A 20385-nucleotide genomic window follows, 5' to 3' on the forward strand; every position below is an offset into this window, starting at 1 on the left:
GTCTCCCTCCGGCGAGGGCCGCCTTGTTGGATTAGTCCAATTGGTGCGTAACAGTCCTTATGGACAGCCATAAGCGCAGTACTCAGCTTGAACGGCTTGAGGTGGTCGAGACTGGTCGCCGGCGACGCTGGTCGGATGACGAAAAGCTGCGGATCGTGACCGAAAGCTTTCAAGCGCCGCGCGCGATATCGTCGACAGCAAGACGCCATGGCATATCACGTTCGTTGCTGATGACATGGCGGCGCTCGTTCGGTCCCGAGCCGATCAGCCCTCAAAGCGAGCAATCCGGCTTTGCGCGGGTCGTCCTTGCCGCTGAGGTCGAGCCGGCGGTTGCTGCCACAGCGACGAGCGGGCAGATGGTGATCGTCGTTGGCCGGGATCGTCGGGTGATTGTCGATGCGGGCGTCGATGCGGCCGCCCTGGCGCGGGTGCTGCAGGTTCTGGAGCGTCGATGATCCCAGTCTCTTCGAGCGCACGCATCTGGATTGCGACCGGCTACACTGACATGCGCAAGGGCATGCAGGGTTTGTCATTATTGGTGCAGGAAAGCCTTGGTCGCGATCCGTTCGCCGGAGATGTCTTCGTGTTCCGCGGACGCGGCGGTTCGCTGATCAAGGCCTTGTGGCACGATGGAATTGGATTGTCGCTCTACGCGAAGCGGTTGGACCGTGGCCGTTTTGTCTGGCCGGCGACGGTGGGCGGTGTGGTGGGGCTGAGCGCGGCGCAGATGAGTTATCTGCTGGAGGCGATCGACTGGCGCAATCCGCAGCACACGTGGCGGCCACAGAGCGCAGGATAGGCTCAAAAAAGTTCTGAGGTGCGGAAGAAAAGACGCCTCAAATCGCCTCTTTTGTGATTCCATCGGGGCCATGGGTGACGGCCTTGAATCGCTGCCAGACGACATCGAAACGCTGCAAGCGGCATTGATCGTTGCTCGGGCGGAGGCTGCGGCCGCCCGTGCCCGGCAGTCCGACGACCAGGCGTTGATCGCCCATCTGAAGCTGCAGATCGAGAAACTCAACCGCGACCGCCATGGTCCGCGCTCGGAGCGTACCGCGCGGCTATTGGATCAGCTTGAACTGACGCTGGAGGAGCTGGAGAGTTCGGCGACGGAGGACGAACTCGCCGCCGAAATGGCCGCGGCCAAAACCACGAAGGTGGCGTCGTTCACGCGCAAGCGGCCGTCACGCCAGCCGTTCCCGGAGCATCTACCTCGCGAGCGGGTGATCGTGCCGGGACCTGTGGCGTGCGCCTGCTGTGGCGGCGCGCGGCTGTCCAAGCTCGGCGAGGACATCACCGAGACGCTGGAGGTGATCCCGAAATCCTGGAAAGTGATCCAGCACGTCCGCGAGAAGTTTACTTGCCGTGATTGCGAGAAGATCAGCCAGGCTCCGGCGCCGTTCCATGTGCTTGCCCGCGGCTGGGCGGGGCCAAGCCTGCTGGCGATGGTGCTGTTCGAGAAGTTTGGTCAACATCAGCCGCTGAACCGGCAAGCGGAGCGCTATGCCAAGGAGGGCGTGCCGATCAGTCTGTCGACCCTGGCCGACCAGGTCGGCGGCTGCACCGCGGCGCTGGCACCTTTGTTCAAGCGCCTCGAGGCCTACGTACTGAGCGCCGAGCGATTGCACGGGGACGACACCACGGTTCCGGTCCTGGCCAAAGGCAAGACCGACACCGGCCGGATCTGGGTCTATGTGCGCGACGACAAGCCTTTTGGAGGGCAGGCCCCGCCGGGCGCGGTGTTCTATTACTCGCGCGATCGGGCCGGCGAGCATCCCCAGGCTCACTTGGCCAACTACAGCGGAATCTTCCAGGCCGATGCCTATGGCGGCTATGGCAGGCTTTACGAACCGGGCCGCAACGCAGGTCCGATCCTGGAAGCCGCGTGCTGGGTCCATGCCCGGCGGCCGTTCTTCGTGATGGCTGATCTGGCCGAGAATGCGCGTCGCAAGGCTCAGGGCAAGAGGCCGGCAGTGATCTCGCCGCTGGCGCTGGAAACAGTCCGCCGGATCGACGCCCTGTTCGAGATCGAGCGGACCATCAACGGTCAGAGCGCCGAAAGGCGCCAGGCAGTTCGCCGGGAACTCAGCGCGCCGCTCGTGGCCGATCTGGAAGCCTGGATGCGCACACAACGCGCCAAGCTCTCGCGCAGCAACGATGTCGCCAAGGCCATGGACTACATGCTCAAGCGCTGGAGCGCATTTACCCGCTTCCTCGATGACGGCCGCATCTGCCTGTCCAACAATGCGGCGGAGCGTGGCGTGCGCGGCATCGCTTTAGGTCGGAAGTCGTGGTTGTTCTGCGGCTCGGATCGCGGCGGCGAGCGGGCGGCGGTGATGTACAGCCTGATCGTCACCGCCAAGATGAACGACGTCGATCCGCAAGCCTGGCTCGCCGACGTTCTGGCGCGCATCGCCGAGCATCCCGTCCAAAGGCTCGACGAACTGCTGCCATGGAATTGGCGCTCTGCCATCCGGAACGTTGATCAAGCCGCCTGAGCCGAAAATGACCCGCGCGCGGTCTTCGCCGGATGCTTACCGCGGGCCTCCCACGTCTCCAGAATAAATAGAGTCATCGTATGCGCGGCGTGGACAGCGAGGCGTGCATGTCTGGCTTCAATTTTGTAAGTTTTATTCCCATGACCGTGCGCTGAACCCTCATGGGTACGTAGAGCGCCCACCCCAGCCGCGATACTAAATAGAACTGACAAGATCTGCTTGAGATCATCGTCAGCCATCTGGCCTGGAGAAAGGCCAAGGTTCTTGGCGACCTCGGTCCACAGCGGCGCAATGGTCTGCTTGTTGGGAAGTGGAATCTTTTCCGTTTCGAGGTAGTGTTTACAGACGGCCTCGACGATCGCGCAGGCTGCTGTGACGGCAGCGCCAGGGTCTAAGCCTATCGAGTTGTAGGCCCGTTGGTATTCGAGGTCTACCGCAGCCAGGCCGCCTGCCTTGAGCCGTTCGCCCAAGGACTTAGACGGGCCTTTTAGATGCGCTCCGATGATATAGCCGCCGCGCTGATAGCCTAACTGCTCCTTTTCGAGGACCGTTTTGATCCTCTCCCGGGCATCCCCATCTTTCGCATACTGCTCCAACCGCCAGGGCGTCGGCTCGGCATCCATCACCTCCGCAATCAACGCACCAAATAGACCAAGCGGATCAGTACATTCTGCATTTGCGCGCCGCAACCAAGAGAGGCATTTCTGGGTCTTGTTTCCTTCGGGCGGATCCCCGGGAAACCCCGCCTGCATAAACAGAGCATTGAGTTCAGCGTGGGTATAGTGTGTGTCCAGAATCGGCGCTGTCGTGCCTATCAGCGCTGGCGGAATTTGAGTCATTTTCAATTCCATGCCCTAGCGGGCGGCAGGGATTTCAATGGACGCAAGGTCATTTTTCAAGGCAATCCGGAAAAATCCGGCGCAGTATTTCATCATACACTACTCGTCGGAAATGCTGTTCGATGAAAACCTTGAAGGCCATTCTCCCCGGATCACGTCAATCGTGGTCATGCACTACCCTACCGCGCAGACCCAGAGCTTCGCTTTTCACTTGTCAGCCGACCTTCTGAATATCCGAAAGGACGATATTGACGCCAATCTCGACGAGATCGAGATGGACCTACTTTCGAGGTTTTACAAGTTCGCACGTGACCGCCGCCTAATGAACTGGATACATTGGAATATGCGAGGCCAACTGTTCGGCTTTGAACACCTTGAGCACCGATATCGAAAGCTAACCGGCCTGGACGCCCCAAACATCCCTGTTGAGGTCAGGCTGAATTTGAATGATATCCTGCGGGAGCGCTACGGCCGAAACTACGCGCCTCACAAGCAACTTCAAAACCTCATGTTGCTGCAGGGCGACATGCCAAAGGGCTTCCTCGAAGGAAAGGAAGAGGCCGAGTGCTTCAGCCGGCGTGAATTCATTCGGATGAATGAATCGACCAACACGAAGGTTCACTTTTTCCGTCACGTGATAGACCTCGCACTCCGCGGCAAACTCAAAACCGCAGGTCGGTCTCTCGCAAACCGCATCGACAAGCTCCTCGAAAGTCGCACCTCGCGTGTTTTGGCCTTTACCGGCACAGCTTTCGGCTTGCTGAGCTGGATCGGCTGGTTGGTCCTGCTCGCCAGACGAGCCGGGCATTCCTAATGCTTACAGTTACGGTGACTGTCATGGACCGTCACCGTAGTGGTGCGCCGCCCACTAGAGGTGAGCCAAGCGCGTAGCTACGGCGATAAGCTCGCCTATGAACAGAAACACCGATGCGAAGAAAAAGACGACATACGTCACGAAGAGCGACTTCGTCTCGCTCTTCGTGGTGCCCCGCGCGCTTTTGACCTTGAGTGAGCGGAGGACAGTGACTAACCCGAAAGAAAGTCCTCCTAGCAACTGGCCATATGCTGACAGCTCGATCAGAGCCCAATGCCGGTAAACAGCGGGGTCGAGGGATAGTCGCGAAGAGCCGCCAGACATCCGACCAAAACGGCACCGTGGGCCGTGATGAGATACCCGACCAACTTGCCCTGCGCGTCCCAGTGGTCGCGAACGTAAGCCGCTTCCTTTTCCTGATTCTCAGTCGCCATTGCCTCCCCCAGAGGCACAATCTTTACGTGAAATGTTGGCGATATGCCACAAGCTGACAACAGCGCGACGGTAGGAATGTATAAGATTCATTCACCGCCGCTCTGCGGCTTCGGTCCACCCTTGGCTGGCTTACTTCAATCGGCCTTTCCTCCCTCACGCGCACGTGCACCCGCCCCCTGCCCCTTGTCGCATTTTGCTGCTATTCATCGCCCCCGCCCGAAACCAAAAACCCTCCATCCATTCAAGGGAGCAACAACCATGCGATACCTCCACACCATGCTGCGCGTGCGCAATCTCGATGTCGCGCTGAAGTTTTATCAGGATGCGCTGGGACTGAAGGAGGTGCGGCGGATCGAGAACGACAAGGGGCGTTTTACGCTCGTCTTCCTGTGCTCGGCCGACGATCTCGACGCGCTGAAGAAGCAGCCGCAGACGCGCGGCGCGCCGCTGGTCGAGCTCACCTACAATTGGGACGAGGAGAAGTATGGCGAGGACCGCTTCTTCGGCCATCTCGCCTATGAGGTCGACGACATCTACGCCACCTGCGCGCAGCTGATGAAGGCGGGCGTCACCATCAACCGGCCGCCGCGCGACGGCAGCATGGCCTTCGTCCGCTCGCCCGATCTGCACTCGATCGAGCTGCTCCAGAAGGGCGAGCCGAAGGCGCCGGCCGAGCCGTGGTCGTCGATGCCGAATACCGGCCACTGGTAAGGGCTTTTCCGTAGGAACAAAGCCCTCGCCGCGCGCGTTCACTCCTCGACAATGCGATTAGAGGAGGACGCAAATGGGACGAGGTCTTTTGTTGTGGATGGTCGGCGTGCCGATCCCGGTGATCATTCTGCTGTGGCTGTTCTTCGGCCACTGATCGCCTGACCTGCGCTTGCAATGAAAGCTCCGCCTCAGGCGGAGCTTTTTGCATGCAGGCGGAGCTTTTTGCATGAGAGGCTGGCGGCAATCGCGGTCGCCGCTCTCGCAAAATTCCGCTATCACCCGCGCACGGTGGCCTTGTCGCCCGGCTGGAGCGAAGCGTAATCCGGGACCGGCCGCCGCAGCCGAAGCACCCCGGATTGCGCTTCGCTCCATCCGGGCTACGACACCGAAAAACGCGCGGGAGGATTTTATGCCGGACACACAGCTGACGATCTGGGGCCGCGCCAACTCGGTCAACGTGCAGAAGGTGCTGTGGTGCCTCACCGAGCTTGGCCTCTCCTATGAGCGCATCGACGCCGGCATGAGTTACGGCAAGACCCGCGAGGCCGACTATCTCGCGATGAACCCCAATGCGCGGATCCCCACCTTGGTCGAGGGCGACTTCGTGCTGTGGGAGTCCAACTCCATCATGCGCTATCTCTGCCTCGCGCATGGGCGCGGCACGCCGATCTATCCGGAGGCAGTGAGGCTGCGCGCCGGCGTCGACCGCTGGCTCGACTGGACGCTGTCGATGGTGCAGCCGGTCGACCGCCCGGTGTTTTGGGGCATCGTGCGCACGGCACCCGCCGAGCGCGATATGATCCAGGTGCAGAAGGATGCCGATGCCGCCGCCGAGGTCTGGGCGGTCGCCGATCGGCTGCTGAGCTCGCGCCGCTACATGGAGGGCGACCAGTTCACGCTCGCCGATATTGCGATCGGCGCCTATGCGCGGCGCTGGCTCGGCGTCGAGGGCATCACCCGGCCGGCGCAGCCGCATTTGACGCGCTGGCTCGCCGAGCTCGGCAAGCGTCCCGGATTTGCACAGTTTGTCGCACCGCCGATGTCGTGAGCGGTGGCGCGGCCTAAGCTGCGCTGGGATCGGGATGATTAGCTTCAACCGCGCAAGCATCACGCGTCACGGCCGCACTTGACGGCTACTGTGCATGGGGTTGTTTTCGACTTTTTTTGTCTTGTTGGACCAGCGCCGGCACCACAATGCCGAATTGATCGCGTCGCCGATCGCATGTTACTGATCAATTCCGCATTGTTCGGATTGATGTCATGCAGGCAGGCGATTTCAGCGCGACGCTGCAAAATTTGTTCGAGAAGGGTGTGCGCTACGGGTCCGTCATCGACCTCGGCTGCGCCGATGGGCATTTCGTGCTCAACCATCTCGCCTGCCTCAGCGGTGCAGTGCCGCTGAACGTCGACGCCAACCGGATCTATGAGGCCTCCCTCAAGGCGATCAAGGAAGCGCTTGGCGGCCACTATCGCATCTGCGCCGTCACCGACCATGAAGGCGAGATCGAGATCACGGAGTCGGTGCATCCCTACTGGTCATCGGTCCGGCCTGCGGGCGACATCTACTGGTCGCGGGTCAACGACCTGACCAAGAGCAAGGTCAAGGTGCCGGCGACGAGGCTTGATACGTTGGTCGAGGAATTGTCGCTCAAGCCGCCGTTCCTGCTCAAGCTCGACGTGCAGGGCGCGATCCTCGAGCAGAACAAGAAGATCCTCAACCGGCTGGCTTTCGGGCAGAGCAAGGTCGGCCGCAACGATCCCTGTCCCTGCGGGTCAGGGCAGAAATTCAAGCATTGTTGCGGCAGCTACTGATAAGGTGGCGCTCCCTAGCGGAATCGAACCGCTCTCTCCACCGTGAAAGGGTGGCGTCCTAACCGATAGACGAAGGGAGCTAACGCAAGGCCCCGCCGCTTTTCGCGGCACGACCGCCGGCCGCACGAGTCGTGCCGGGCGGCCACGGCGGGCAAACGTATAGTGGCCTTTGGGCCGGTCGGCAAGCCGTTCGGATCGGTCTTTTCGCTCCCCGGTGGACAGCCGCCCCGGGATCATTCGGGAGCCGATTTCAACCGTTTCTTAGGGTTCCCTGAGATAGCGCTGGAGCGGGAGATTTTAAGCCAATGCCACAGCCCAAGAAGCGCGCAGCCCGCAAACTGCTGTCGCGGCATGCCTGGATCACCCTCGAGGGTGGATTCGCGGCGCGGCATTGCCTGGTCCAGGATATCTCGAGCACGGGCGCGAAGATCACGACGGACGAGGATGCGACCCAGCTTCCCGGCGTGATCCGGATGGCCTTCTCGCGGGATGCGCGGACCGGGCGGAGCTGCCAGGTGATCTGGCGCCGCGGTAAATCGGCCGGCATCAAGTTCCTCTGAGGCGGCCCCGGATGGCGCCTGACGCGGGTCCGGGCTACAAAGCGCGGATGCGCGCCACCGTCCTCCTTCTCGTCTCCATCGCAGCGACAACCGCGGCAACGGCCGAGACCTTGCGCCTGCCTCCCGCCGAGCCGCCGCAGGGCGGCAAGACGCTGCCGTTGAAGGGCACCTCCGGGTCCGCGAAGGCCAACTCCTGCGCCTCCTATGGCCGCGGCTTCTCCTGGGTCGAGGCGACCGGGACCTGCGTGAAGATCGGCGGCTCGATCAGCGTCGACGCCGCGGTCCGGCGCTAGCCTCTCATGCCACCGGATCTGCTGCGGCTCGATCTCGTCGTCCCGGTGCTGATGTATTGCGCACTGCTGTGGTGGGTCGGGCGCGGCCTGAGCTGGACGGCGCGGCTTGCGACGGCCGCGGTCACGCTCGTGCTGATCATCTGCGTGCTGCTGGTCGAGCGCGGCTGGCGCTAGGCCCCCAAGACGGCGCTGTCGAATTCTTCAGGTCGTCGTCAAAACCTCACGTCGCCGATCGCGCCATTTTTTGCCGATCGCGATGAACGGCCTTTCGATGAACCGCCAGGACATCCACGCCATCGGCGTGGTCAACAGCACGCCGAGAACAATGCTCAACAGGATCGACAGCATGGGCCAGCCGTCGATGGTGCAGATGCGGACCGCAATGCTCAAGCCGATCATGTGGAGGAGATAGAAGCTGTAGGATATCCGGCCGTAGAAGCTGATCACCGGCTGATCCAGGAAACGGAAGCCGCGCTGCGGCGCTCCAAACGCGATCAGCGCGACGAGCAGACCGGATGAACACGCTTCGAGCAAGATGATCGGAGCGGTTTGCTTTTGCAGACCGCAATAGAGGAACACTGCGCAGGCTACGGCGGCCACCATTATCTGCCGGCGGCCGATGGCTTCCACGAGGCCGCGTCCCGAGAAGTGAAGCGCCACGCCAAGCACGAAGGCATGAAGTGGCGCAAGGTTGGCGTAGCCTCCAAGCAAATGCGCATATGGACCGACAAACGAAAGTCCGAACAGAATAACGATCAACGGGATCAGCGAGCGCGGGCCAAATTGCCGGCCGGCCAGAAAGCTCAGAATGATGACCGGCGTCGCGAAACACTCCACAGTCATCGACCACATCGGCCCGTTGATGTCATGTTTGATCATCAGGGCGTTCAATGCGACGTTGAGTGGCGAAAAATCCGGCTCGAAGCCGAGATGAAAGCCGAACCCCTCATAGAGCACGGTCAACAGCAACACAGTCGCAATCGCTGCTGGAAACAGCCGGAAAAGCCGGTGGCGCAGGAATGCGACGATGTTGTCGTTCCGGTCCAGCGACCGCGCCAGCACGAAGCCGCTCAACACGAAGAAGAGCACCACCGGCGCCATGCCCGTGACGTATGTGTCCGTGAACTGCCCGAATGCGTGATAGCCGACCACAGAGACCGCGGCGAGGCCACGCAATGACTCAAGTTTCGGCAGGAATTCGAGTTTCTGAACCACGGTCGTCCTGATCTCCAAAAATTGGATAGAGGCTTTGGGCCCGCAAGTAAATTCTGCATCCTCGCGAAGCGGGATGCGGAGGGAGGCCGGGTCTCCCCGCAAAATCCACCGCCCCGGCATGAACCTCCCTCACCCTCGCCTCCGACAAACGTCCGAAGGGGAACCGCGACGCGCGGGACCTAGAGGCCGTGGCTGGCGCGACGGCGTCACGGATGTTGAAAGACGACAGCCCCATGGAGCAGCGGGAATCCACCTCGGACGGCCAGTCCGGCGCCCCACCGACCATGCCGGTGGCGCCGCCCTGGCTGCGCCACACGACACACCATCCGCCGGAACGACGCGCCAGGATGCTGGATCACATGGCACGCGCCCGATCCGCGCCGCAGCCCCAGGCCGCGACATCGTCGGTCGCCGCGGAACCGTCAGACAAAGGCGCCAAGGAATATGTGGCCCACTTCATCGCCCGCATGATCCTGTTCGGACTCATCGGGCTCGTCTTCCAATCGCGCTTCCCGCTCTATCTCGGCGCCTTTTTCTTCCTCACCGACGGCGCGTTCGTCGAATGGGTGCTGCGCAAGGCAGGCATCCGGTTCGAGCCAGACGCGATCGGCCCCGATCTCGTCAGATGCTTCGTATCCTGGTTCGGATGGGGAACGCTGCTCGCGTCCTGGAAAGCCTCCGCGCCGGTCTGGCTGATGCCATGGATGCCCCCGAACGGGTCGTGGTCCTTCATCGGCGCTACCGCCCTCATGCTCGCCAGCGTCGAAGCCATCGCGTCCGTGATCATGCGGCGCGTTCTGCCGTGGTTCGGGCTGAGGATCAGGCCGGACAGCCTGGTATGGACACCGATCCAGCTCCTCGTCGGCCTTGGCCTCCTCGCTCCCCTGATCCTCTTCGACTATTCGACGTCCACCATCACGCGATGGCTCGCGGGTCTTTGAGCGATCGTTCAGCGCACCCAACCAATGCGCTGTCAGGTCTCCGTAAGCCGCTACCGCTAGCCTCGAACGAACCGATTCTCGAAAGTCCGGCCTGGCCGAAAAGCGCAGGGTGCCGGCATGCGCGGTGACAAATGAGCCGTTTGGAGCCGCAGCAGTTGCGACAGATCGCGATCGTGTCGCGCGCGCTGGCACGACAGGACGGCATCGACTACGGCCAGACCTCCAGGCGTGAACGCCATCAGTACCGCCGCGAAGCGGTCATCACGCTGCTCGGCAACTGGACGCTCGACGACATCCGCCGCGCTGACGGCGTCATCGACAATTGCAGGGACGGCTAAGCGACGAGCCGTCGCTTGCAGTGATGCGACCAGAGAGCGTGCATCTCGCGAAGGCACCTGCCTCAGGTTACTATCGATCATCGCATTTACCGGAAATTTACCCCTGCTCCTGAATGCGGGTGTCATTTGCTTAGAATTTGATCGCTACCGTGGAATTGCGGAAACAATCCAAAACACGATCGGCGCTCATGTCCGTCTCCGAATTCCTCAGGCAGCGTGCAGTGGACGTCACGGTGAGCGGCAGCTATTCGCTGCATCGCTGGTACGATTGCGAGGGCAAGCTCCGCACCTTCGCCTGCCGGACCAAGCGCGTCTCGCCGTTCCGCATGATCGTGGACGTGCCGGTCGTCGGCAAGGTCGGCGAACGCGTGACCTCCTATTTTCAGGACTTTGGCGAGTTCGAGTGCACGATCAGCGCGACGCTGAAATCGGGCTTCCTGATGGAGCTCGACATGACCCGTGCGCGCCGCGCCTGGATGTCGGAAAAGCTGACCTGGCTCGAGAAAAAGCAGAAGGACGCCAGCATCGAAGATCTCCGCCGCGACGCGCGGTTCGTGCCGCAGGCCTCGCATACGTTCCTAACGCTCGCCGACGGCGGCAGCCACCCCTGCTTCATCATTGACGTCTCCACGGCCGGGGTCGCGATATCCTGCGAATACGACCCTCCGATCGGAACGCCGCTCGCGGTCGGCGCCTGCGTCGGGCGCGTCATCCGGAAATTTGCCAACGGCTTTGCGGTCAAATTTGCCGAAAAGCTGCAGCGGGACGACCTCGTCCGCCTGATCGTGCGCTCGGCGGTGCCGCAACCGGCCTGAGGCCGCCTTGCCTCCGCATCGCTGCCCTATCGCGGCCCCATTGCGGGATCAGCTTTTTAAGGTCTGCGCCTTGTGCCAGACTTCATTTGCAGACTTGCGATCGGGGGACCGAATGGCAGTCGATAAGATCAGAGTCGATAAGATTACTTGGGACAGGGTCGGCCGGGTCACCGAGCCCGGACGCTACATGTACACGTTCGGCTGGCTCACCATCACCGCCGGCGACCTCGCGATCTGGCAGCAATACCCGCAGGCGGCGTTCACGTTACTCGGGCAGCATGCTGTGCCGAATGACGCGGCCGCAGGCGAGGAATTCCATCTCGGCGCCTTCGACGTCGCGCCCGATGCCCGGCCGCCCTTCACGACCCATTGAGAGCTATATCCCGCGGGCCGGCGGCCGGGCCGATTCGAGCCGCAGCAACCAGCGTCTCGCGTAAGAAGCGATTGCGCCAAGCGCAGAACAGCGCGGGAACGCGTGGCACGCCGGTTGCTTGATCAGCGGCATGACCCATCTCGCCGCTGCCGACCAAACCTTCCTGTTGCTGGTGATCGCCTTCTGCCTGGGCTCATGCCTGATCCGCGCCTTCTGGGAGCTGGAACAGGCCCGCGCCCGGCGTCGCGCGCCAACGCCCCGCCGGCGGACAACGATGCGTGACTAGGCCAATGCGCGGGCCCGCGCGTTGTCGGGGCATCGGCAACTCCGCCTCTGGACTTGCGGCAAGGACACGTGCATCGTGAATCGAAGAAACCTTCATATTCCTTTGATCTAACTCACCAATCGCGACCTGCTATGGGCACGCGGTTGTTGCCGTTGATATCGAACAGGTTCATTCATGCGGTTGATTACGCTCATACTTCTGACCTCGGCGATGAGCGGAGCCGCGTTGGCCCAGACCCCGGAATGCCGGACGATTGCCGAGCCCGCGACGCGGCTCGCCTGCTATGACAAGGCGACCCCGCCCCTTGCCGCCGCAACGGCACCGAAACGGGCCGCTACGGCGAAGTCGCAGACCGACCCCGAGAAGTCCGTGGGATCGCAGAGTGCCGAGGATGCGCTGGTCACCGCGCGGATGAACGGAATCTGTCGCGGTTGTTAAGCGACGCGACAGCAAGCGCATGACACATGGTCGCATTGGTTGAAGTGGATAAGCTGGCCAAGGAAACCTATTTTCGACGCCGATGTACCTGATTGAAGCGTTACCCACCGTCATCGGAACGGCCGCCATCGCCCCGGCGCTGCTGATGCTGTGGCTTGTCATCGCCGCCGAGGAACGCCCGGGCCCGCCGACCCAGGTCTGGACCGCGTTCCTGCTCGGCGCGGCCAGCATTTCGCTGCTGGGTCTCGCCCGCGCTCCTTTCGCCAGGATGGTTGCCGCGCCCGACAATCCGTGGGCGGAGCTCGCCATGCATTCGATCTTCGGGGTCGCGCTGCCCGAGGAAGCCGTGAAGGTGATCGCTATCGTCCTGGTCTCCTCGACCAAGCGGCGGACCTTCGCCAATCCGATGGACACGGTGGTCTATGGCGCCGCTGTCGGCCTTGGCTTCGCGGCCTACGAGAACCTCGCTTACCTGGTGCAGCATGCCGAGATGTGGCGGTCGCTCGCGGCCCTGCGCAGCGTGCTCACCGTGCCGTTCCACGGCGCACTCGGCATCATCGCCGGCGCTTATCTCACGATCGCACGTGCCGGCACGGCGCTGGGTGCGAACCGCCATCACCGCGACTGGGCCCGTCTCTCCAGCCGGCTGCTGATGTTGGCGGGCCCGCTCGCCCTGCATTCGGCCTTCGACTTCCCGCTGCTCACGCTTCAGCGCATGCCGGATCTCGATCCCAGCTTGCGGATGTGGCTGGGCGCCGCCAGCCTCCTGATCGGCTTCAGCTCAATCGCCTTCGCCATCCGGCTGGTGCGGCGCGTCGCGCGCCATCATGCGCCGCGGACCGACATCGCGCGGGAGCGGCTCAGCCAGTTGCGCCGGATGTGGGCGCTGCTGCTGGCCGGCGGCGGCGTCGGCTTCCTCGGTCTCGCCTTCGTGCTGACCTCGATCCATCACTGGCTCATCAATCCCGAGCGCAATTTGACGCTGGCGCTGATCCCGATCGGCCTCACCTCGATCCTGCTCGGCATCGCGCTTCTGATCGTCACAACCGCGATCTACGTTCTCGGTCGCAACCGCATCCGCACCAGCGGGGAAGGTTTTTCGTCAGCGCACGGTGGCGGTTGAGCCGCGGGATGGTAAGCGCGGTGCGCGCATACTAGATTGAGCCGCATCCGCTTCCCGCGACGTGAGAGGCCACCATGACATCGCCCGAGGATTTTACACGGCTGCAATCCGCCATGAGCCAGACGGTGAAGGCGCATTGGAAGGCCTTTCTGTTCGAAGGCATTCTGCTCGCCGTTCTCGGCATTGCCGCGCTGATCCTGCCGCCGCTCGCGAGCCTTGCGATCACGATCTTCCTCGGCTGGATGTTTCTGATCAGCGGCATCGGCGGACTGATCGTGACCTATTGGGCGCGCAGCACGCCAGGTTTCTGGTGGTCGCTGATTTCGGCTGCGCTGGCCGTGTTTGCCGGCATGCTGCTGCTGGCGCGGCCGATGCAGGCCGTGCTGACGCTGACCATCGTGCTCGGCGCCTATTTCCTCGCCGAGGGCGTCGCCACCATCATGTATGCGCTGGAGCACCGCCGCGAGCTCAGCGGCCGCTGGTCGTGGCTGCTGATCTCGGGCCTTGTCGACATCGCGATCTCGTTCATGGTGATCACCGGACTGCCGAGCACGGCGGAATGGGCCATCGGCGTCCTCGTCGGCATCAACCTTTTGTTCGGCGGCGCCACCCTGATCGGCATGGCCTTGGCGGCACGCAACAGCAACAGTTGAGGCGCCTCGCCGCGCCCAGTGCTGTTTTGGGGGGTGACAACCCGCCAATGGGACGCTATATGACGCTGCATGATCACCGTCGCCACCAGCTATTGGTACTTTAGCTACGACAGCTCGCTGGCGGCAGGAGGATCGCGCTCAATCTGACACATTGCAGCAAACGTCCGAACAGCCGCCAGACCTGGCGGCTTTTTTATTGGCCGGCAGGTTCTCAACAAACAGGAGCCCGCCGTGCTGAGCACGACCGACGATCTTCGTATCCGCGAACTGAAAGAGCTGAACACACCTGAAGAGGTGATGCGGGAGGTCCCGCGCACGCTCACCGCAACGCGTGTGGTGATGGCGTCGCGCAACGCCATCCATGCCATCCTCAATGGCCAGGACGACCGGCTTCTGGTCGTGGTCGGCCCGTGCTCGGTGCATGACCCCAAGGCCGCGCTTGAGTATGCCGAGCGCCTCGCCGGCTTGCGCGAAGACCTCGCTGACCAGCTTGAGATCGTGATGCGGGTCTATTTCGAGAAGCCGCGCACCACCGTCGGCTGGAAGGGCCTGATCAACGATCCCGATCTCGACGGCAGCTTCGACATCAACAAGGGCCTGCGCCTCGCGCGCAACGTGCTGTCGGCCATCAACAATCTCGGCCTGCCCGCCGGGGCAGAATTTCTCGACATGACGACGCCGCAATACATCGCCGACCTCGTGTCCTGGGCGGCGATCGGTGCGCGCACGACTGAGAGCCAGATCCATCGCGAGCTGGCCTCCGGGCTGTCCTGCCCGGTCGGCTTCAAGAACGGCACCGATGGCAATGTGCGCATTGCAGCGGACGCCGTGAAGTCCGCCTCGCATCCGCACCATTTCATGGCAGTGACCAAGCGCGGCCGCTCGGCGATCGCCTCGACCGCGGGCAATGAGGACTGCCACATCATCCTGCGTGGCGGCAGCAGGCCGAACTACGACGCGGCAAGCGTCGCGGCGGCCTGCAACGAGCTGGCGAAATCCGGCGTCGCGCCGCTTGTGATGGTGGATGCAAGCCACGCCAATTCGAGCAAGAAGCCGGAGAACCAGCCGCTGGTCACGGCCGACATCGCCAGCCAGATTTCAGGCGGCGAGGACCGCATCATGGGCGTGATGATCGAGAGCAATCTCGTCGCCGGCAGGCAAGACGTGGTGCCGGGCAAGCCGTTGACCTACGGCCAGAGCATCACCGACGGCTGCATCGACTGGGCGACCACGGCAACGGTACTCGAGCAGCTCGCCGACGCCGTCGAGATCCGGCGCAACGCCAAGCGCGCCGGGCTGCGCGAGCGCTCCGCCTAGATCGGCGAACGCGGGCGGGGCGATGCTGTTCGCGCCCTGCCCGCCACCGTGGTTAGCAGCCGCGGCAAATGCTCTTGATCTTCTTGTCGAGCGCCGCGTCTTCCTTGTTTACGGGATTGTTCGGGTCGCTCAAATTCTTCTCGCTCGGCACGTCACCGGCCCGCGGCTGGCGATGGCCGACCGGCGCCGGCGGCAATGAGCCGGACGAGGCTCCGCCGGATGTCGATCCCTTGGTGCCGGTCTGCGCGACTGCCGCGCCGCCGAGCAAGACCACGAGCGACACAGCCACGACGATCTTCTTCATGTCCTTCCTCCACTCCTCAAACCGCCGTCCTCTTCGTCACCGCTCAGGTCTCGGGCGGATAGAGATGAACGTCGCCGCAATAATCCACGATACGATAGCGCGTTTCCGAGTCCGCATCACCCGCATCTGCTGCGGTATTTTGCACCGCCAACACATAATTCGGCCCGACCGGCGACTTGCCGGCGCCGCCGGGAATATCGATGACATAGTCAGGCTGACATAGTCCTGACACCCGTCCGCGCAACTGTCGCATCAATTCCTGCCCTGCCGCGAGCGTGGTGCGCAAATGCGCCGTGCCAGGCGCGAGATCGCCGTGATGCAAATAGTAGGGCTTGATCCGGCATTCGACGAAAGCTCGCATCAAATCCGACAGAGCCGTGACGTCGTCATTGACGCCGCGCAAAAGCACGGACTGGCTCACCATAGGAATTCCGGCATCGACCAGCCGCGCGCAGGCAGCGCGCGCTGGCCCGGTCAGCTCGCGCGCATGGTTGGCATGCAGCGCGACCCAGGTGGTCGCGCCCTCGACCTTCAGCGCCGCGACCATCTCGTCGCTGATACGAGCAGGGTCCGCCACGGGCACGCGGGTGTGAAGGCGGATGATCTTGACGTGATCGATGGCTGCGAGATCAGCCATGATCTCGCTCATGCGCCGCGGCGACAGCATCAGCGGATCGCCGCCGGTCAGGATCACTTCCCAGATCTCGCTATGCGTGCGGATATAGTCGATCGCCGCGCGATACGCGCTGTCAGACAGCGCGTTCTCCTTGCCGGGACCGACCATCTCGCGACGGAAGCAGAAGCGGCAATAGACCGCGCAGACGTGAACGAGCTTGAACAGCACGCGATCGGGATAGCGATGCACGATGCCCGGCACCGGCGAGTGCGAGTGATCGCCGATCGGATCGGCATTCTCGCCCGGCTGCACTTCCAGCTCCGCGGCGGTCGGAACAAATTGGCGGGCGATGGGATCATCGGGATCGGATGTGTCGATCAGCTCGACCAACGCCGGCGTGATCGCGACCGCATAGCGCGCGGCAACGCGTTCCAGCGCCGGCAGCGCTTCGATGGGTGCAAAATGCTCGGCCACGAGCTCGGCCGGCTCGCGCAATGTGCGTGCAAGGTTGGTCTTCGTCATGTCTCGCTTAACGTTTCATCTACAGGCGGCGTCCACACCACCTGATCAATTCGTGTTGCGCCGCTCGCCAGCATGACCAGCCGGTCGAAGCCGAGCGCGACGCCGCTCGCCTCCGGCATTGCGGCGACCGCGGCCAGGAAATCCTCGTCCAGCGGATAGGCCTCACCGTAGCGGCGCTGCTTCTCCGCCATCGACTCCATGAAGCGCCGCCGTTGCTCTTCGGCGTCGGTCAATTCGCCAAAGCCGTTAGCAAGCTCGACGCCGCAGGCATAGACCTCGAAACGCTCCGCGACTCGCGGATCGTCCGCCTTTGCACGCGCCAGCGCCGCCTCTGGAGATGGGTATTCGAACAGAATGGTCAAACGGCCCTGCCCCAGATGCGGCTCGACATGCTCGACCAGAACCTTGCTGAAGATGTCCGACCAATTGTCGTCCTCGGCCACGCGGACCTTGCCGGCGGCGGCCCGGGCGAGCGCCGCACGGTCGCCCTCGCTGCCCGAAATGGTGGCAAGCAGGTCGATTCCGGCGTACCGCTCGAAGGCGCCGGCGACGGTGAGCAGCTCCGGCTCGGCAAAGGGATCAGCGGTCCGGCCGCGGAAGGAAAAGGTTCCGATCCCGGTCACTTGGGCCGCCCGGGCGATCACGACGACGCAATCGGCCATGATGGCGTCGTAGGGCGCGCTGGCCCGGTACCATTCCAGCATGGTGAATTCGGGCAGATGCAGGTCGCCCCGCTCGCGGTCGCGGAACACCCGGGCGAACTCGAAGATTCGGGGCTCACCGGCCGCCAGCAGCTTCTTGCAGGCGAATTCCGGGGAGGTCCGCAGGTAGCGCCTGGCACTACTGCCGTCGGGCCGCATGATCAGGGTACGCGGGGCATGCAGATGGGTCTCGTTGCCCGGGGAGACCTGGAGAACGGAGGTTTCGACCTCGGCGAAGCCCTGTTCGGCGAAAAAACCCCGTAGAGCCCCGGTGATGGCCCCTCTTGCCTGGAGGAACGGTCGCCGGTCGAGGTGCCGCGAGGGGGACCAGAATGGCGAAATCAGCTTGTCCCCAGCCATCAGGCAACCGCCCCGCAGGCCAGCAAAATGCTGGCATTCAACGACAAAATGCGTATGTTGCGGCCCGAAACGGGCGCCGAGGTCTGATTTGAGGCCCCAGGTCCCCCATCAATTCGACCACGTCCTGGCCGGTGCCGGGCCAAGCAAGCAGGAAATTTCGCTTTGAGAGTCATCGCCAGTTCTATTCGCAAGGGCAACGTGATCGAGCAAGACGGCAAGCTATATGTCGTCGTGACCGCTGAAAACATCCATCCCGGCAAGGGCACCCCGGTCAGCCAGATCGAAATGCGCCGAATCTCGGACGGGGTAAAGATCTCCGAGCGCTACAAGACCACCGACCAGGTCGAGAAGGCCACGATCGAAGAGCGCAACTTCACCTTCCTGTATGAAGATGGTGACGGCTACCACTTCATGAACCCGGAAACCTATGATCAGGTCCAGGTCTCCAAGGACGTCATCGGCGACTCGGCCGCCTATCTCCAGGAGAGTATGACGGTCAAGCTGTCGACGCACGACGTCAACGTGGTGTCGATCGCGTTGCCACAGCGCGTGACGCTGGAAGTGGTCGAGACCGAGCCCGTGACCAAGGGCCAGACCGCCTCCTCCTCCTACAAGCCCGCGATTCTCTCCAACGGCTTGCGCACCACTGTTCCGCCGCACATCGCGGTCGGCACCCGCATCGTGGTGATGACCGAAGACGGCTCCTACTCCGAGCGCGCCAAGGACTAAGCGAGGAATCAGCACAGGTGGCCGCCGGGGGGCGAGACAGTGGGTAGGACAAGTTTCCGCTTCGTCTCGCAAGCCCTGGCGTCGCTTTCGCTTCTCCTCGCCAGCCCGTTGGCTGCGGATGAATTCCGCAGCCCCTCGCTCACGGCCCTGCGCGTCGATTGGCGGGCAGCACTCGACCAGCTCCGCACTGAGATCAACAGCCGCCCCCAGGTCGCGGGCGATTTCATCTTCGTGCCCCGCCGTTCGGTGCCGCGCTACGATCCGCGCGCGATGCCGGCACTGGTGCAGCTCAACGCGGTCTCCTCGCAATTCTTCACCGGCATCGCGCGTAGCGCTGTCCCCGTGCTGCTGCCTTTCGATACCGCCGCGTATCTGGAGGCCCAACGCAACGGCACGCCATCGAGCCTGTCGCTGTCGCGCTACCAGGCCGATTTCAACCCCGTCGACATGTTCGACGCCGGCCCGGCCGGCTACAGCGCGAGCTTCTCGTTTGAGCCGGGCGCCGGCGACGGCATGCCGTCGCGAACTTTTGCGAAGCCGGTCGAAGTACAGATCACGGGATCGGCGCTCGTCTACGACATCGCGGATCCCGCCGGCGGCAAGGGCGAGCCGGTCAAGCCGCTCACGGCAATCTATCCGGACCTGCGCAGGTTCATTCGCGAAGGTTATGTGCGCTACGCCTTCTCACGCTTCGGCGTCGCCTATGTCGTGGCCATCCAGTGCCTGGACAGCGTCGCAAAACCGCGGCGGCTCGCCTGTAAGGAAGCTTACCCCGTCGCCGAGCGCTTCCTGAAGGCCCTGCACGTTGCCGGCGGCCAGCGCATGCGGCCGCTGATGGATGTTGCCTCCGACATCACCGATCGCCCCATGGAGCGATCGGTGGATTTCAGTTACCGGCCGAGCGGCGACATCATCCCCAACACCGGCTATCGCAAGCAGGGCGGCCATCCCGACGTGATGGCCTATGCGCAGATCCGCTTTCCGCTTGAGAAGGCGCCGGCCTTTGTGCATTCGCAATCCTACGCCAAGCGCGACAAGAACGAGGGCCCGACCGCCTATCCCTGGCGCGACAATTTCTGCGAGTCCCGCAGTTTTGAAGTCTGGCAATGCGGCGGCGGCTACGGCCATCAGGGCGAGGACATCCGCGCGGCCGACTGTCCGCCGCAAAGCGACGGCCGCGACCCCTGCGATCCCAAGCAGCGCGGCGTGGTCGCCGTGCGCGACGCCATCGTGATCCGCGCCTCCAAGGACCAGGCCGCGACGCTCGAGATCAACAGCCGCACCGAGCACGTCCGCTTCCGCTACATGCACATGAATCCGCAGACCATGAACGCCGACGGCCTGCTCAACGGCCGCATCGTGGCTGAGGGCGAGAAGATCGGCGTGGTCTCGAACTATCTCGACCATCCCGCCGGCACGTCCATGCACCTGCATTTCGACGTCCAGGTGTTCACCCGCGACGGCTGGATCTGGGTCAGTCCTTACGTGACGCTGGTATCGGCCTACGAACGCCTGATCCGCGCCCGCGGCCGCGAGATCGGCCCGGAGATCGCCGGCACTGCGCAGCCCGTCGCACATGCGCTGCCCGAAGATGTGGTCAAACCCGACCAGCGTGAGGGGTCGAGCAGCGAGGAGAACTGAAATCCAAGCCTGTTGGTCGGTAGGCTCGGCATTCTCCGTGCCCTCTTTGGC

27 protein-coding genes and 1 tRNA gene are annotated in these 20385 nt (G+C 63.1%); 21 read left to right on the forward strand and 7 right to left on the reverse strand.

The annotated features are described in order from the left end of the window. The first annotated feature begins 59 nt into the window (after positions 1-59). The 3 genes from tnpA to tnpC all read left to right on the forward strand — a co-directional run bounded on the left by tnpA (position 60) and on the right by tnpC (position 2498). Positions 60-455 (forward strand): IS66-like element accessory protein TnpA, encoded by a 396-nt coding sequence (tnpA, locus tag UP06_RS01460; protein WP_044999804.1) that lies wholly within the window; start codon positions 60-62, stop codon positions 453-455. Next, on the forward strand, positions 452-799 hold the full coding sequence (tnpB, locus tag UP06_RS01465) for an IS66 family insertion sequence element accessory protein TnpB (RefSeq protein ID WP_044999806.1): 348 nt from the start codon (positions 452-454) through the stop codon (positions 797-799). The genes tnpA and tnpB overlap by 4 nt, the downstream gene beginning before the upstream one ends. A gap of 70 nt (positions 800-869) precedes the next feature. Further along, positions 870-2498, forward strand: a complete 1629-nt coding sequence (gene tnpC, locus UP06_RS01470; RefSeq protein ID WP_044999807.1) for an IS66 family transposase — start codon at positions 870-872, stop codon at positions 2496-2498. Here tnpC and UP06_RS01475 read toward each other — a convergent pair. Then, positions 2486-3337, reverse strand: a complete 852-nt coding sequence (locus UP06_RS01475; protein WP_045001037.1) for an abortive infection family protein — start codon at positions 3335-3337, stop codon at positions 2486-2488. The genes tnpC and UP06_RS01475 overlap by 13 nt on opposite strands. Before the next feature lie 37 nt (positions 3338-3374). On the opposite strand from UP06_RS01475, the gene UP06_RS01480 reads away from it, so the two are divergent. Further along, positions 3375-4151 carry a hypothetical protein gene (locus tag UP06_RS01480; protein WP_050031532.1) on the forward strand — a complete coding sequence of 259 codons (777 nt, stop codon included), beginning with the start codon at positions 3375-3377 and terminating at the stop codon, positions 4149-4151. Positions 4152-4414: 263 nt separating this feature from the next. Here UP06_RS01480 and UP06_RS40545 read toward each other — a convergent pair whose 3' ends face one another. Then, entirely contained in the window at positions 4415-4585 is a 171-nt protein-coding gene (locus tag UP06_RS40545; RefSeq protein WP_156162704.1) for a hypothetical protein, read from the reverse strand. Positions 4586-4844: 259 nt separating this feature from the next. Between UP06_RS40545 and UP06_RS01490 the strand changes: the two genes are divergently transcribed. From UP06_RS01490 to UP06_RS01500, 3 genes are all read left to right on the forward strand, one after another. Continuing rightward, positions 4845-5297 (forward strand): VOC family protein, encoded by a 453-nt coding sequence (locus UP06_RS01490; RefSeq protein ID WP_044999935.1) that lies wholly within the window; start codon positions 4845-4847, stop codon positions 5295-5297. A gap of 409 nt (positions 5298-5706) precedes the next feature. Further along, positions 5707-6345: a glutathione S-transferase family protein gene (locus UP06_RS01495; protein ID WP_044999936.1), complete on the forward strand. Its 639-nt coding sequence runs from the start codon at positions 5707-5709 to the stop codon at positions 6343-6345. Between the two features lie 212 nt (positions 6346-6557). Continuing rightward, positions 6558-7109: an FkbM family methyltransferase gene (locus UP06_RS01500; protein ID WP_044999937.1), complete on the forward strand. Its 552-nt coding sequence runs from the start codon at positions 6558-6560 to the stop codon at positions 7107-7109. A gap of 5 nt (positions 7110-7114) precedes the next feature. On the opposite strand, the gene UP06_RS01505 is transcribed toward UP06_RS01500, so the two are convergent. Beyond that, positions 7115-7189 (reverse strand) — tRNA-Glu (locus tag UP06_RS01505). A 225-nt stretch (positions 7190-7414) separates the two neighbouring features. On the opposite strand from UP06_RS01505, the gene UP06_RS01510 reads away from it, so the two are divergent. From UP06_RS01510 to UP06_RS40550, 3 genes are read left to right on the forward strand one after another with little or no spacing between them, the layout of a single operon-like run. Beyond that, positions 7415-7669 (forward strand): PilZ domain-containing protein, encoded by a 255-nt coding sequence (locus UP06_RS01510; protein WP_044999938.1) that lies wholly within the window; start codon positions 7415-7417, stop codon positions 7667-7669. A gap of 11 nt (positions 7670-7680) precedes the next feature. Then, a complete protein-coding gene (locus tag UP06_RS01515; RefSeq protein WP_502691525.1) occupies positions 7681-7962 on the forward strand; it encodes a hypothetical protein in 282 nt (93 codons plus the stop codon). Positions 7963-7968: 6 nt separating this feature from the next. After that, positions 7969-8136: a hypothetical protein gene (locus UP06_RS40550; protein WP_156162705.1), complete on the forward strand. Its 168-nt coding sequence runs from the start codon at positions 7969-7971 to the stop codon at positions 8134-8136. 27 nt (positions 8137-8163) lie between these two features. On the opposite strand, the gene UP06_RS01520 is transcribed toward UP06_RS40550, so the two are convergent. Then, positions 8164-9177 carry an acyltransferase family protein gene (locus tag UP06_RS01520; protein ID WP_197087100.1) on the reverse strand — a complete coding sequence of 338 codons (1014 nt, stop codon included), beginning with the start codon at positions 9175-9177 and terminating at the stop codon, positions 8164-8166. A 212-nt stretch (positions 9178-9389) separates the two neighbouring features. On the opposite strand from UP06_RS01520, the gene UP06_RS01525 reads away from it, so the two are divergent. The 9 genes from UP06_RS01525 to UP06_RS01560 all read left to right on the forward strand — a co-directional run bounded on the left by UP06_RS01525 (position 9390) and on the right by UP06_RS01560 (position 15461). Next, on the forward strand, positions 9390-10118 hold the full coding sequence (locus UP06_RS01525) for a hypothetical protein (protein ID WP_245305371.1): 729 nt from the start codon (positions 9390-9392) through the stop codon (positions 10116-10118). A gap of 131 nt (positions 10119-10249) precedes the next feature. Then, positions 10250-10456: a hypothetical protein gene (locus tag UP06_RS01530; RefSeq protein WP_044999941.1), complete on the forward strand. Its 207-nt coding sequence runs from the start codon at positions 10250-10252 to the stop codon at positions 10454-10456. Positions 10457-10644: 188 nt separating this feature from the next. Then, positions 10645-11271, forward strand: a complete 627-nt coding sequence (locus UP06_RS01535; RefSeq protein WP_044999942.1) for a pilus assembly protein PilZ — start codon at positions 10645-10647, stop codon at positions 11269-11271. Positions 11272-11383: 112 nt separating this feature from the next. Further along, positions 11384-11644 carry a hypothetical protein gene (locus UP06_RS01540; RefSeq protein ID WP_044999943.1) on the forward strand — a complete coding sequence of 87 codons (261 nt, stop codon included), beginning with the start codon at positions 11384-11386 and terminating at the stop codon, positions 11642-11644. A 130-nt stretch (positions 11645-11774) separates the two neighbouring features. Continuing rightward, positions 11775-11930, forward strand: a complete 156-nt coding sequence (locus UP06_RS41360) for a hypothetical protein (RefSeq protein WP_197087101.1) — start codon at positions 11775-11777, stop codon at positions 11928-11930. 174 nt (positions 11931-12104) lie between these two features. After that, positions 12105-12368, forward strand: coding sequence for a hypothetical protein (locus UP06_RS01545; protein ID WP_044999944.1), 264 nt, complete (start codon positions 12105-12107; stop codon positions 12366-12368). An 82-nt stretch (positions 12369-12450) separates the two neighbouring features. Further along, positions 12451-13491 (forward strand): PrsW family intramembrane metalloprotease, encoded by a 1041-nt coding sequence (locus UP06_RS01550; RefSeq protein WP_044999945.1) that lies wholly within the window; start codon positions 12451-12453, stop codon positions 13489-13491. Positions 13492-13565: 74 nt separating this feature from the next. Further along, positions 13566-14144, forward strand: coding sequence for an HdeD family acid-resistance protein (locus UP06_RS01555; RefSeq protein WP_044999946.1), 579 nt, complete (start codon positions 13566-13568; stop codon positions 14142-14144). 231 nt (positions 14145-14375) lie between these two features. Further along, complete coding sequence (locus tag UP06_RS01560; protein WP_044999947.1) at positions 14376-15461, forward strand: 3-deoxy-7-phosphoheptulonate synthase; 1086 nt, start codon at positions 14376-14378, stop codon at positions 15459-15461. 52 nt (positions 15462-15513) lie between these two features. Here the strand turns inward: UP06_RS01560 and UP06_RS01565 are convergent, their stop codons facing one another. Genes UP06_RS01565 through epmA form a run of 3 tightly spaced genes read right to left on the reverse strand, consistent with a single transcriptional unit; the run spans position 15514 to position 17964 of the window. Then, positions 15514-15765: a hypothetical protein gene (locus UP06_RS01565; protein WP_044999948.1), complete on the reverse strand. Its 252-nt coding sequence runs from the start codon at positions 15763-15765 to the stop codon at positions 15514-15516. Positions 15766-15808: 43 nt separating this feature from the next. Then, entirely contained in the window at positions 15809-16903 is a 1095-nt protein-coding gene (locus UP06_RS01570; RefSeq protein WP_044999949.1) for a lysine-2,3-aminomutase-like protein, read from the reverse strand. After that, positions 16900-17964: an EF-P lysine aminoacylase EpmA gene (gene epmA, locus UP06_RS01575; RefSeq protein WP_044999950.1), complete on the reverse strand. Its 1065-nt coding sequence runs from the start codon at positions 17962-17964 to the stop codon at positions 16900-16902. The genes UP06_RS01570 and epmA overlap by 4 nt, the downstream gene beginning before the upstream one ends. Positions 17965-18126: 162 nt before the next feature. Between epmA and efp the strand changes: the two genes are divergently transcribed. After that, complete coding sequence (efp, locus tag UP06_RS01580) at positions 18127-18693, forward strand: elongation factor P (protein WP_044999951.1); 567 nt, start codon at positions 18127-18129, stop codon at positions 18691-18693. Positions 18694-18732: 39 nt separating this feature from the next. Next, positions 18733-20334 (forward strand): peptidoglycan DD-metalloendopeptidase family protein, encoded by a 1602-nt coding sequence (locus UP06_RS01585; RefSeq protein ID WP_044999952.1) that lies wholly within the window; start codon positions 18733-18735, stop codon positions 20332-20334. Positions 20335-20385: the final 51 nt, after the last annotated feature.

Source organism: Bradyrhizobium sp. LTSP857, assembly GCF_000938285.1.
Classification (GTDB): domain Bacteria; phylum Pseudomonadota; class Alphaproteobacteria; order Rhizobiales; family Xanthobacteraceae; genus Bradyrhizobium.

What these genes read in the sequence shown, in the direction of transcription:
- tnpC (WP_044999807.1), top strand. Translation starts at nt 870, where the DNA reads ATGGGTGACGGCCTTGAATCGCTGCCAGACGACATCGAAACGCTGCAA.
- UP06_RS01495 (WP_044999936.1), top strand. Translation starts at nt 5,707, where the DNA reads ATGCCGGACACACAGCTGACGATCTGGGGCCGCGCCAACTCGGTCAAC.
- UP06_RS40550 (WP_156162705.1), top strand. Translation starts at nt 7,969, where the DNA reads ATGCCACCGGATCTGCTGCGGCTCGATCTCGTCGTCCCGGTGCTGATG.
- UP06_RS01500 (WP_044999937.1), top strand. Translation starts at nt 6,558, where the DNA reads ATGCAGGCAGGCGATTTCAGCGCGACGCTGCAAAATTTGTTCGAGAAG.
- tnpA (WP_044999804.1), top strand. Translation starts at nt 60, where the DNA reads ATGGACAGCCATAAGCGCAGTACTCAGCTTGAACGGCTTGAGGTGGTC.
- epmA (WP_044999950.1), bottom strand. Translation starts at nt 17,964, where the DNA reads ATGGCTGGGGACAAGCTGATTTCGCCATTCTGGTCCCCCTCGCGGCAC.
- UP06_RS01550 (WP_044999945.1), top strand. Translation starts at nt 12,451, where the DNA reads ATGTACCTGATTGAAGCGTTACCCACCGTCATCGGAACGGCCGCCATC.
- UP06_RS40545 (WP_156162704.1), bottom strand. Translation starts at nt 4,585, where the DNA reads ATGGCGACTGAGAATCAGGAAAAGGAAGCGGCTTACGTTCGCGACCAC.
- UP06_RS01570 (WP_044999949.1), bottom strand. Translation starts at nt 16,903, where the DNA reads ATGACGAAGACCAACCTTGCACGCACATTGCGCGAGCCGGCCGAGCTC.
- UP06_RS41360 (WP_197087101.1), top strand. Translation starts at nt 11,775, where the DNA reads ATGACCCATCTCGCCGCTGCCGACCAAACCTTCCTGTTGCTGGTGATC.
- UP06_RS01490 (WP_044999935.1), top strand. Translation starts at nt 4,845, where the DNA reads ATGCGATACCTCCACACCATGCTGCGCGTGCGCAATCTCGATGTCGCG.
- UP06_RS01555 (WP_044999946.1), top strand. Translation starts at nt 13,566, where the DNA reads ATGACATCGCCCGAGGATTTTACACGGCTGCAATCCGCCATGAGCCAG.
- UP06_RS01525 (WP_245305371.1), top strand. Translation starts at nt 9,390, where the DNA reads ATGTTGAAAGACGACAGCCCCATGGAGCAGCGGGAATCCACCTCGGAC.
- UP06_RS01545 (WP_044999944.1), top strand. Translation starts at nt 12,105, where the DNA reads ATGCGGTTGATTACGCTCATACTTCTGACCTCGGCGATGAGCGGAGCC.
- UP06_RS01510 (WP_044999938.1), top strand. Translation starts at nt 7,415, where the DNA reads ATGCCACAGCCCAAGAAGCGCGCAGCCCGCAAACTGCTGTCGCGGCAT.
- UP06_RS01475 (WP_045001037.1), bottom strand. Translation starts at nt 3,337, where the DNA reads ATGACTCAAATTCCGCCAGCGCTGATAGGCACGACAGCGCCGATTCTG.
- UP06_RS01535 (WP_044999942.1), top strand. Translation starts at nt 10,645, where the DNA reads ATGTCCGTCTCCGAATTCCTCAGGCAGCGTGCAGTGGACGTCACGGTG.
- UP06_RS01565 (WP_044999948.1), bottom strand. Translation starts at nt 15,765, where the DNA reads ATGAAGAAGATCGTCGTGGCTGTGTCGCTCGTGGTCTTGCTCGGCGGC.
- UP06_RS01515 (WP_502691525.1), top strand. Translation starts at nt 7,681, where the DNA reads ATGGCGCCTGACGCGGGTCCGGGCTACAAAGCGCGGATGCGCGCCACC.
- UP06_RS01480 (WP_050031532.1), top strand. Translation starts at nt 3,375, where the DNA reads ATGGACGCAAGGTCATTTTTCAAGGCAATCCGGAAAAATCCGGCGCAG.
- tnpB (WP_044999806.1), top strand. Translation starts at nt 452, where the DNA reads ATGATCCCAGTCTCTTCGAGCGCACGCATCTGGATTGCGACCGGCTAC.
- UP06_RS01540 (WP_044999943.1), top strand. Translation starts at nt 11,384, where the DNA reads ATGGCAGTCGATAAGATCAGAGTCGATAAGATTACTTGGGACAGGGTC.
- UP06_RS01530 (WP_044999941.1), top strand. Translation starts at nt 10,250, where the DNA reads ATGAGCCGTTTGGAGCCGCAGCAGTTGCGACAGATCGCGATCGTGTCG.